This is a genomic window from Amycolatopsis sp. NPDC114505 (assembly GCF_055633615.1).
In genome coordinates, this window is the sequence record NZ_JBVKDV010000006.1 from 405,724 (window position 1) to 415,256 (window position 9,533).

The 9,533-nt window shown below is 69.6% G+C and carries 11 protein-coding genes; 4 read left to right on the forward strand and 7 right to left on the reverse strand.

Annotated features, from left to right (window positions below; translation table 11 throughout):
* Positions 1-11: 11 nt before the first annotated feature.
* On the reverse strand, positions 12-1,466 hold the full coding sequence (locus ACZ7OU_RS48390; RefSeq protein ID WP_470260481.1) for an MFS transporter: 1,455 nt from the start codon (positions 1,464-1,466) through the stop codon (positions 12-14).
* A 285-nt stretch (positions 1,467-1,751) separates the two neighbouring features.
* Here ACZ7OU_RS48390 and ACZ7OU_RS48395 point away from each other — a divergent pair, with 285 nt between their 5' ends.
* Complete coding sequence (locus ACZ7OU_RS48395; protein WP_470260482.1) at positions 1,752-2,666, forward strand: ABC transporter substrate-binding protein; 915 nt, start codon at positions 1,752-1,754, stop codon at positions 2,664-2,666.
* Positions 2,667-2,941: 275 nt separating this feature from the next.
* Here the strand turns inward: ACZ7OU_RS48395 and ACZ7OU_RS48400 are convergent, their stop codons facing one another.
* The 6 genes from ACZ7OU_RS48400 to ACZ7OU_RS48425 all read right to left on the reverse strand — a co-directional run bounded on the left by ACZ7OU_RS48400 (position 2,942) and on the right by ACZ7OU_RS48425 (position 7,792).
* Positions 2,942-3,136 carry a DUF1883 domain-containing protein gene (locus tag ACZ7OU_RS48400; protein WP_470260483.1) on the reverse strand — a complete coding sequence of 65 codons (195 nt, stop codon included), beginning with the start codon at positions 3,134-3,136 and terminating at the stop codon, positions 2,942-2,944.
* 417 nt (positions 3,137-3,553) lie between these two features.
* Entirely contained in the window at positions 3,554-4,258 is a 705-nt protein-coding gene (locus ACZ7OU_RS48405) for an SDR family NAD(P)-dependent oxidoreductase (protein ID WP_470260484.1), read from the reverse strand.
* 1 nt (position 4,259) lies between these two features.
* A complete protein-coding gene (locus ACZ7OU_RS48410; RefSeq protein WP_470260485.1) occupies positions 4,260-4,952 on the reverse strand; it encodes a type 1 glutamine amidotransferase domain-containing protein in 693 nt (230 codons plus the stop codon).
* A 271-nt stretch (positions 4,953-5,223) separates the two neighbouring features.
* A complete protein-coding gene (locus ACZ7OU_RS48415) occupies positions 5,224-6,606 on the reverse strand; it encodes a dihydrolipoyl dehydrogenase family protein (RefSeq protein ID WP_470260486.1) in 1,383 nt (460 codons plus the stop codon).
* A 14-nt stretch (positions 6,607-6,620) separates the two neighbouring features.
* Complete coding sequence (locus tag ACZ7OU_RS48420; RefSeq protein ID WP_470260487.1) at positions 6,621-7,388, reverse strand: SDR family oxidoreductase; 768 nt, start codon at positions 7,386-7,388, stop codon at positions 6,621-6,623.
* A gap of 65 nt (positions 7,389-7,453) precedes the next feature.
* Positions 7,454-7,792 carry a hypothetical protein gene (locus ACZ7OU_RS48425; RefSeq protein WP_470260488.1) on the reverse strand — a complete coding sequence of 113 codons (339 nt, stop codon included), beginning with the start codon at positions 7,790-7,792 and terminating at the stop codon, positions 7,454-7,456.
* 450 nt (positions 7,793-8,242) lie between these two features.
* Between ACZ7OU_RS48425 and ACZ7OU_RS48430 the strand changes: the two genes are divergently transcribed.
* The 3 genes from ACZ7OU_RS48430 to ACZ7OU_RS48440 all read left to right on the forward strand — a co-directional run bounded on the left by ACZ7OU_RS48430 (position 8,243) and on the right by ACZ7OU_RS48440 (position 9,516).
* Positions 8,243-8,854 carry a muconolactone Delta-isomerase family protein gene (locus ACZ7OU_RS48430; protein ID WP_470260489.1) on the forward strand — a complete coding sequence of 204 codons (612 nt, stop codon included), beginning with the start codon at positions 8,243-8,245 and terminating at the stop codon, positions 8,852-8,854.
* A complete protein-coding gene (locus ACZ7OU_RS48435; RefSeq protein ID WP_470260490.1) occupies positions 8,851-8,973 on the forward strand; it encodes a hypothetical protein in 123 nt (40 codons plus the stop codon). The genes ACZ7OU_RS48430 and ACZ7OU_RS48435 overlap by 4 nt, the downstream gene beginning before the upstream one ends.
* A 78-nt stretch (positions 8,974-9,051) precedes the next feature.
* Entirely contained in the window at positions 9,052-9,516 is a 465-nt protein-coding gene (locus ACZ7OU_RS48440) for a nuclear transport factor 2-like protein (protein ID WP_470260491.1), read from the forward strand.
* Positions 9,517-9,533 lie beyond the last annotated feature (17 nt).

Below are 9,533 nucleotides of genomic sequence, written 5' to 3' on the forward strand. Positions count from 1 at the left end.
GGGGCGCGCCGTCAGGCGGTGCGCTCGTGGGGGAGGGGAGCGGTTTCCGTGCTCTCGTTGATGTCCTCCAGCGACCGGCCGAGCGTCTCGGGCGCGAAGCGGGCGGAGACCGCCAGGATCGTGTACATGGCGGCGATCATCAGGAACACGCCCGCCACCCCGGCGTGGTCGAAGGCGAACACGGCCGCGAACGGCATGAGCGCACCGGCGACGTTGCCGACCCCGTTCACGGTCGAGCAGCCGAGCGCGCGGACCCGCGTCGGATACAGCTCGGGTGACCAGAGGGCGAGCGTGGAATTGAGGAACAGCGAGAAGAACTGGAAGATCGAGCCGAGGATCAGGATGCCGGCGGCGCCGTTCGCCAGTTCCGCGAAGGCGACGGCGGACAGGCAGCCGAGGACGCCCGCGATGACGACCGTGGTGCGCCGGGGCAGTTTCGCCGCGACGAGCGCGGCGGCCAATGCGCCGAACATGCTGCCCGCGTACATGATCAGGGTGAAGATCAGGCTGCTGGACACCGAGTAGCCTTTGGACACCAGCAGGGTGGGCAGCAGGACCAGGAGCGTGACCTGCGCGCCGAACGCCATCCACGACGCGACCCCGATCGCGACGGTCCGCTTGAGCAGCGGGCGCTTGAAGATCTCGACCGGCGACACGCGCGGCTGGACCTCCACCGCTGAGCTCGTGTCGAGGAACGGGATGACCTCCGCGTCGGTGGGCCGTTTGCGGATGGTGTCCGACGCGAGGATCGTCAGCGCCCGGTTCGCCTCGTGGATGCGCCCGGAGTCGACCAGGAAACGCGGCGACTCGGGCAGGTACCGGCGGTAGACCACGACGAGCACGGCCGGGATCGCGAGGAAGCCGAGCAGCCACCGCCAGGAGAGCAGGTTGCCGCCGAGGACGTCGTTGAGCGGCCCGAGGACGACCACGAACAGCCCGTACGCCGCGAAGTTGCCGATTCCGCCGGAGGCGAAGCCCATCGCGCCGACGGCGGTGCCACGGCGTCGGGTCGCGACGATCTCGGAGACGAGCGTGAGGCCGATGGTGAACTCTCCGCCGAGGCCGATGCCGACGATGAACCGGCTGACCAGCAGGACTTCGTAATTGGGGGCGAAGGCGCTGAGCAGGCCGCCGATGGTGTAGATCAGCAGGTTGAAGCTGAGGGAGAAGCGTCGGCCTTTCCGGTCGGCGAGGTAGCCGCCGACCAGGCGGCCGACGATGCCGCCGACCACGGTGAGCGTGTTGATCGTGACGAGCTCGTCGTTTCCGATGCCCAGGGTTTCCTTGAGCATGGGGCCGATGGCCCCGGGGGCGTCCTGCTGCAGGGTGTCGAAGAACATGCCTGCCATCACCAGGCCCATGACCCAGAGCTGGGCGCGGGTCAGCGGGATGGCGTCGAGAGCATCGGCGACGGAGCGATACCGGGCGCGTTGCGCAACCGGCTGGTGGGGATCTGGATCTGACACGACCGTCCTCCTCGGATGGGCTGCGGCTCGCGCAGCGGAGAGGTGTGTGACGCACCTCATCCCCTCGCAGTGTTTGTATACGACCTGCGAATGGTGAGTCAAGAGGTGTGGACAGAGCGTAGCTCGCGTTGGCGGCCGAATCATCCCAGATCAGAGCCGTTACATCGTCTTAACGAACGGCGACCTCAGCGGCGTCGAGGCTGCCGCGCTCGGCGGCGCGCGTATACAATGTGAACCCTTCTTGCGGGTGGTGATCGACTGCCCGAAGCTGGTCGAGGAGGATCGATGGATCGCATGCACGTGTCGGCGACGTCCCACTGGCCCAACTACCTGCCCGAGTACATCGCCCGCGAGCACGGCTACTTCGCCGACGAAGGCCTGGACTTCGGACGCAGCGCGCCGCCGGACTGGACGAAAGTGCTCTCCGATCTCCACGACGGCACTTGCGCGGTGGCGCTCGGCGGGATCTGGGTGCCGGCCATGTACTACGGCCGCGGGCAGCATTACGTACCCTTCGCGGCGCTCAATTCGCGCAACCCGAAGGTTCTCGTGATGCGGGAGCCTGTCGAGGGCTTCACGTGGTCACTGCTGGAGAACAAGATCGTGCTGGCGCCGGGCGCGGGCGGGACCGCACCCTACGTCCACACGGCCGGTCTCATGCGCAGGTCCGGAGTGGACATGGCGACGGTGCGCTGGGTCCGCGACCTGGGCGGGCCGATGATGCTCGACCTCTTTCTGGGCGGCCACGGCGACGCGCTGGTGACCGACGCGATCAACGGCGCGCTGCTGGAGCGCGCCGGCACCGCGGCGATCGTCGCCCGGCACGACGTCGACGGCGGCCCGATGCCGAACAGCGTCTACTACACGCTGCCGGAAACGCTCGAGAGCAGCGACGTGATCCGGCGGTTTTGCGTTGCGCTGCAACGGGCATACGGCTGGCTCCGCGGAAACTCGGCGGCGGGCGTCGCCGACCTGCTCGCCCGCGAGTGGCCGGACCTCGACACCGGCCACCTGATCGAGATCGTCGACGACCTGCGCGCACGGGGCATCTGGGAGGACATCCGCATCGATCGCGGCGGCTACGAGGAATGGCGGCGGATCATGGTCGAGGACGGCCTCGTCAGCACCGACGTGCCCTACGACAAGCTGATCGACCCGTGCCCCGCTGACGCGGCGGTCGAGCAGGTCGCCGCCCGGTGAGAACTGACCGGATTCAAGACCACGATCCGCATCCTGCCTGAGCGGCTACCGTTGGAGGTGCTCGCCGGGCCGCCGGCCGGGATCTACGACCCTCCGGCGCCGACCGTGTGCTGTTCGCGTTCTTCGCCGCGATGGCCGATACCGACCGCCAGAACATCCGCGATTCCACACTGGAAAGGCGAGCATCTCCAGCACGATGCCCTGGACGGTGGGGTGATCGGCCAGCGGTCAGCTCGGCGGAGTCACGGCCGAGGCGCTCCATCCTCGTAAATGGGCTACAGAGCCTGCACGTAGGCGTCGATCTGGCCGAGATCTTCGGCGTCGCCGTTGTCGACGACGATGTACCACCAGCCGTCCTCGGGAGCCTGCAGCACGATCGGGGTGGTGTTGTAATAACCGCCGAAGAAGTGGTACTCGCTGCCGTCGCTGTAGGCGGTGAAGTTCGGGCCGTCCATCAGCATCACGTTCATCGGCCCGGTGGAGGGCGGCGGACATGCGTGACGGCACGATGTCCGGCGGCCTCGGGCGATTGTCGAACATCGTCTTGCGTCTACAGATGTTCAAAGCGAGCGCCGCTACTATGACTGCATGATCTCCCCACGGATCGCGAAACGCGATCTTGAAGCCGGGGCGATCGTAGCCTAGCTCGAATCGATCTCCTCCAGTCGCCATCCAGCGCGGTCGCAGATGATGAACTGTCCTGAGCCTCGTAGCGCCGTGGCGACGCGCGCGCTTCGTGTTCGATCTTGCTCCAGCTTAGGGCCCATGACGAACGCGCACGCCCCCGCGTTGAGATTCGCGACCGCGGAGGACGCAACCGTCCGGTATCGGTCCATGACGTACCTTTCACTGATGGCCGAAACCCAGGCCTTCGAGGCATTGCGCGATCAGTGGCCGGCGCTTTGGCCGCCGTCGACGTGCAAGATTTCGCCGGTGACGAACGGGGCGTTCTCGAGGTAGACGATCGCGTCGACGACGTCGCTGATCTCACCCAGCCTTCCGAGTGGGTGAAGCCGGGCGAGAGAATCCTCGTACGCAGCCGGATCCGAGGTCTTGATGACGCCCAGCGCGACCGCGTTGCTGCGGATGCCGCGGGCCGCGTACTCGATGGCCAGCGCCTTGGTGGCGGACTGCAGGCCGCCCTTGGTCAGCGACGCCAGCACCGCATTGACCGAGGCGTCGGCGTGGTCGGCCAGGCTGCTGCTGATCTGCACGAGGTGACCACTGCCTTGGCGGAGCATCTGTTCGACCGCCAGCTGGGTGACGCGGAAGAACCCGGTCAGGTTGACGCCGGTGACGGCCTCGTAGTCGTCCCGGGTGTACTCGGTGAACGGCTTGGCGATGAAGATACCGGCGTTGTTGACCAGGGTGTCGATGCGGCCGAACCGCTCGATCGCGGCGGCGGCCACGCGCTCGGCCGTGTCGGGGTCCACGACGTCGCCCCGGACGGCGAGGACGTCCGGGTCCGCCCCGGGCGCGATGCTCCGCGACGTCGCGACGACGGCGTAGCCGAGCTTGCGGTACCCCGCCACCAGGGCGGCACCGATACCCTGTGAGGCGCCGGTGATGACGGCGACCTTCTTGCCGGGCACCCTACTCGAGGATCTGCATCAGCCGGTCCGCCAGGATCGCGGCCGAGTGCGGGTTCTGCCCGGTGATCAGGTTGCGGTCCTCCACCATGTACGGCTTCCAGATCTCGCCGCGGCTGAACTCGACGCCGAGTTCCTTCAGCTCGTCCTCCAGCAGCCACCGGGTCCTGGAGGCGAGCCCGACGGCCTCCTCTTCGTCGTTGGTGAAGCACGTGACCCGGTAATCCTTGAAGGGCGACACGCCGTGGATCCTGGTGGCCAGCATCGCGGCGGGGGCGTGGCACACGATCGCGAGCGGCCTGCCCGACGCGAGCTGTCCGGTGAGGATCCGTCCCGCGTCGGCGTCCACCCACAGGTCCTCCATCGGACCGTGGCCGCCGGGCAGGTACACCGCGTCGTAGTCCTCGATGCGCACGTCGGACAGCTTGAGCGGCCGGCGCATGACCTCCGCCGAGCGGATGATCGCCTCGAGTTCCAGGGCTCCCTCCACACCACCCGCCATCTCGGGGCGCAGGCTCATCATGTCGACGTTCGGGGTCACACCACGGGGTGTCGCGACCACGACCTGGTGGCCGGCCTCGGTAAGCGCTTTGTACGGGGCCGCGAACTCTTCGGCCCAGTACCCGGTGGCGTACCTGGTGCCGTCCTTCAACGTCAGGTACGTCGCTCCGGAAACCACGAACAGGATCTTCGCCATGGTTGATCACTCCTTCGTCCGCGGAACCTCCGCCGGATTCATGGTCCCCGTGCGAAGCAGTCGGTCGCGCCCGTGAAACACCCTGGCGATGAGCGCTGTCGAAGAAACCGGCTGGGCCGCCACCGGCACCCCGGCCCATCGCCGGGGCCCGTTCCCTTCCGCATTCTGTTCCCCAGAAGGACATCAGCGGCGGAGGCCGTCGGGGGCATGCCGGCCAGTGAGGACGCGACTGCTCCGGCGCGCACGAGCTTGGCGAAGATCCGCTTGATGATCATGGAGATCCTTCCCTCGCTTCAGGAGACCCCTTGGCGGTCGGTTGCCGGGCCGCGGTGATCTGCTCGCGCAGGCCTTTGAGCGCGGCGACGTAGATTTCGGAGAACGTCGGGAACGGCTGGATCGTGTCGCGCAGGACGTCGAGCGGGATCCGGGCGCGGATGGCCAGCGTCGCCTGTTGCAGCCATTCCCCGGCCTCCGGGCCGAGGGCGTAGGCGCCGATGAGCGTTTCGCCGTCGCTGAGCAGCGTCAGGAAGCCGTTGGCCTCGGCGTAGGCCCGGGTGTAGGTCGCCGTCTTGGCCACCTCGGAGATCCGGGCAGTAGCACTGAACCGTGCCGTGCTCGCGCCCACCGACGCCGCCTGCGGGTCGGTGAAGACCACGCGGGGCACGGCCGTGTAATCGACTTCCCTTGGGGTGCCGAGGATGTTGTCCGCGACCACGTCGCCCTGGTACTTGCCCACATGTGTGAGCATTTCCAGGCCGGTGGCGTCGCCGACGACCCAGAGGTTCTCGGCGGCACGCAGCCGCCGGTCGACCGGGATGCCCTTGTCACCCGCCGTCACACCGACCGTCTCGAGTCCGAGATCGTGCACCCGCGGACGGCGCCCGGTGGCGACGAGGAGCTTGTCGCCGCGTAGTTCCTGCCCGTCGTCGAGGGTCAGGACGTAGACGTCGTCCTCGCGCCGGGCCTTGATCGCCTTCGGGCCGAGCACGAGCTCGATCCCGTCGCGGCGCAGGACTTCGCCGAGCGCCTGGCCCAGCGGGGCGGGTTCACGCGGCAGGACGCGCCCGCCGTGTGCGGTGAGGACCACCTCGCCGCCCAGCCGCCGGACCGCCTGGGCCAGCTCGACGCCGACGGGGCCGCCGCCGAGCACGATCAGCCGGCGCGGTACCGCTTTCATCGCGGTGGCCTCGCGGTTGGTCCAGAGGCCCGCCAGTTCCGGGAGGCCAGGGATGTCCGGGATGATCGGCGAGGCGCCGGTGGCGACGACGACGTGGGTTGCGGTGTACCGGGTGCCGGCCACCTCGACGACACCCGGTCCGGCCAGCCGGCCGGTGCCGCGCAGCAGGTCGATGCCGTTGCCCGCCAGCCATCGCTCCTGTCCCGCGTCGGAGTAGTCCGACACCATGAAGTCGCGCCACGCGAGGGCCCGCTCGGCATCGACCTCGGCGGTGGACTCGGCGTCGAGTGCGCCGTGTACTGCTTCGCCCGGGCGCAGCAGCGTCTTCGACGGAATGCACGCCCAGTAGGAACATTCCCCGCCGACGAGTTCCCGCTCGACCAGCGCGACGCGCAGGCCGCCCTCGGCGAGAGCGCCGGCGCAGTGCTCGCCCGGCGACCCGCCGCCGAGCACGATGACGTCGTAACCGCTGTTCATCTTCCGACTCCCGCCTACCAGGTCTGCTCGCCGGCTCGGACCAGCATTTCGTTGACGGCCACGCGCCGGTCACGCGTGACGATGTAGCCGATCGCGTCGGCGACGTCGTCCGCCCGCAACGCTTCGATCCCGCCGACCTGCCGTCGGGCCGCGTCCCGGACGGCGTCGCCGAGGTGGTCCACCAGTTCGGTGTCCACGGTGCCGGGCTCCACCACGCTGACCCGGACGCCTTCGCCGAGCAGTTCCTGGCGGAGCGATTCGGTGAACCCGGTGAGGCCGAACTTGGTCAGGGTGTAGCCGCTGCTGCTCGGCCGGGCGACCCGCCCGGCCGTCGAGCTGACGTTCACCAGATCCGCCACCTGCCGCGGCGATGTCGATGCGGCGTCGATCAGGTACGGAACCGCGGCGTGCGTGACGTGCAGCAGCGCCGCGACGTTGAGAGAGAGCATCCGGTCCCAATCCTCGACGGAGGTCTGCAGCGCCGAGCCGAGCAGCATGATCCCGGCGTTGTTGACCAGGACGTCGAGCCGCCCGAACCGCTCCAGCGTGGCCTGCACCGCCTCGTAGGCGCGTTCGGGCTCCGTGATGTCGGCCGTGACGGCGACCGCGTGGCCGCCGAGTCCGGCGATGTCGTTCACGACCTGGTCCAGGCGGTCGCGGCGACGTGCCACCAGCGCGACCGCCGCGCCCTCGCGGGCGAGGTGGCGTGCGGTCGCGGCTCCGATCCCGCTGCTGGCGCCGGTGACGAGCGCGACGGCTCCGGCCAGCGACTTCTCGGACATGAGCCTCTCATCCTTCCGTGTCGGGGGCGGCACTCGAGCGGGCCGGCCGGCAGCGTCCACGCGCCTCAGGTGGACAGTTCTGCTCCGGACTGTTCACGCACCATGTGCTGCGCGTACCAGTCCGGCCAGTCCGGGTCCGCCGCGCCGGTGCGTGCCTCGTGCTCGCCGTGCGCCGCGGCGGCCCGGCGCAGCGCGCCCGCGAGGTCGGCGGCCGAGGCGAACGTGGTGACCGCCGGGTCGACCCGCCCCGGGAGCCGGGTGGTGATCTCCTGCAGGACCCAGCCGTTGCCGTCCGGGTCGTCGAACGAAAGGAAGGAGCCGTAGCTGGCGCGCCGCGGATCCGGGCCGGGCACCCGGGCGTCGGTCCCGGCGTGGTGGAAGACGCCGCCGGCGTCGTGGAACACCTCGCTCGGATCGGCGCCGAGCCGCTTCAGCTCGTCGCGCGCGACTTCGACGTCGTCGACGACCAGGTGCAGGCCCTGGGCCGAGCCGGGTGTCTGGGCCGTGACCGAGGTGCCGAAGATGACCGACGCCGGCGACCCGGGCGGGGGTCACCTGCACCACGCGGAAGTTCTCGTCGGTGGCGACGTCGGCGTCGAGCCGCCAGCCCAGCGCCGTGTAGAAGGCCTTCGCGCGGTCGACGCCGGCGACCGGAACCACGACGACCTCGAGCTTCATGTCCATGGCTGGCGCCTCCTGCGCTCGTGGGGAATCCGACGTGCCGAGTTTCGTCCGGCCCGCCGCCGGCTCGCGCCCGTGACTCTCACTGGTTCCGCCGGCCAGTGGGAGTCACGGGCGCGAGCGGCCACCGGCCGGCCGCACCCTGGACGGGCCGACCGACGAGGAGGCTGGAGATGGAGTACCTGGTCACCATGACCACCCGGGTGCCGGACGGAACGCCGGCGCAGGAGGTGGACGACATCCGGGCACGGGAGGCCGCGCACACCCGCGACCTCGCCGCCCAGGGACGGGTGCTGCGGCTGTGGCGTCCCCCGCTGGCGCCGGGCGAATGGCGCACGATCGGGCTGTTCGCCGCCGACGATGCCGGCGACCTCGAACGGGTTCTCGCCTCGATGCCGTTGCGCGTCTGGCGGACCGACGAGGTCACCGCGCTCGGCGCGCACCCCAACGATCCCGGTCCCGGCAAGGTGCCGTTCGCGGCGGGCAACGAGGAGTACCTGGTCACGTTCGTCGTCGGCGTTCCGGCCGGGACGAGCCCGGAGGCCGTCGACGAGAGGTTCGCCCGCGAGGCCGGCCGTGCTCGTGAGCTGGCCGCCGACGGGTACCTGGTTCGCCTGTGGAAGCTGCCCGGCGAAGGCCGCAACCTCGGGCTCTGGCGGGCCAACGGTGCCACGCGGCTGCGGGAGATCCTGCGGGCCCTCCCACTGGGCGACTGGCTCGGCGTCGAAACGGTGTCGCTGACCCGGCACCCCAGTGACCCGGTGAACGCGGGAGCGACGCCATGACCGCCGAGCCGACCACGGGCACGAGCGGGCCGGCGTCGGTGGCGCTGCGCACTCCGGCCGGGGCCGCGCTCGTCGCCGCGACCTGCACGGGAGCATCAGCCAGCTGCAGTGGGTGCTGACCGGTTACCTGGTCACCGTCGCCTCGCTGCTGCTGGTCGCCGGCGCTCGCCGACCACTTCGGCCGGCGCCGCATCCTGGTGATCGGGCTGCTGGCGACGGCGGCCAGCAGCTCATCGCGTCCGAGAAAGGCCAACACGATGGACCTTGACGCTCGAACCAAAGCAGCGATCGAGCAGCACTGGCAAGCATCGGAGGACGGGGACACCGAAGCCGAACACGTCATCGACGCCGTGGATGCGATCCTGGACTACCCGCAGTCCGGGGAGCGGTTCCGAGGCCGTGCGACGATTTCGAGCCAACGCGGCGGTCACCCCGCTGAGCGGCACTTCACCGTCCTGCGAATCGTCGGTGGCCGGAATCTGTGGGTGAGTGAGTGCGTGATCACCTATGACGGCGTACCCACCTACTCGGTGAGCGTCATGGAATTCGCCGACGACCAGGTGGCGCACGAGACGCAGTACTTCACGGATCCCTTCGGCGCACCCGCATCGCGGGCAGCACTCGCGGAGCCCATGCCGGGAAGGAAGATCATCTGGGCCTGACGAGGCATCCAGGCCGG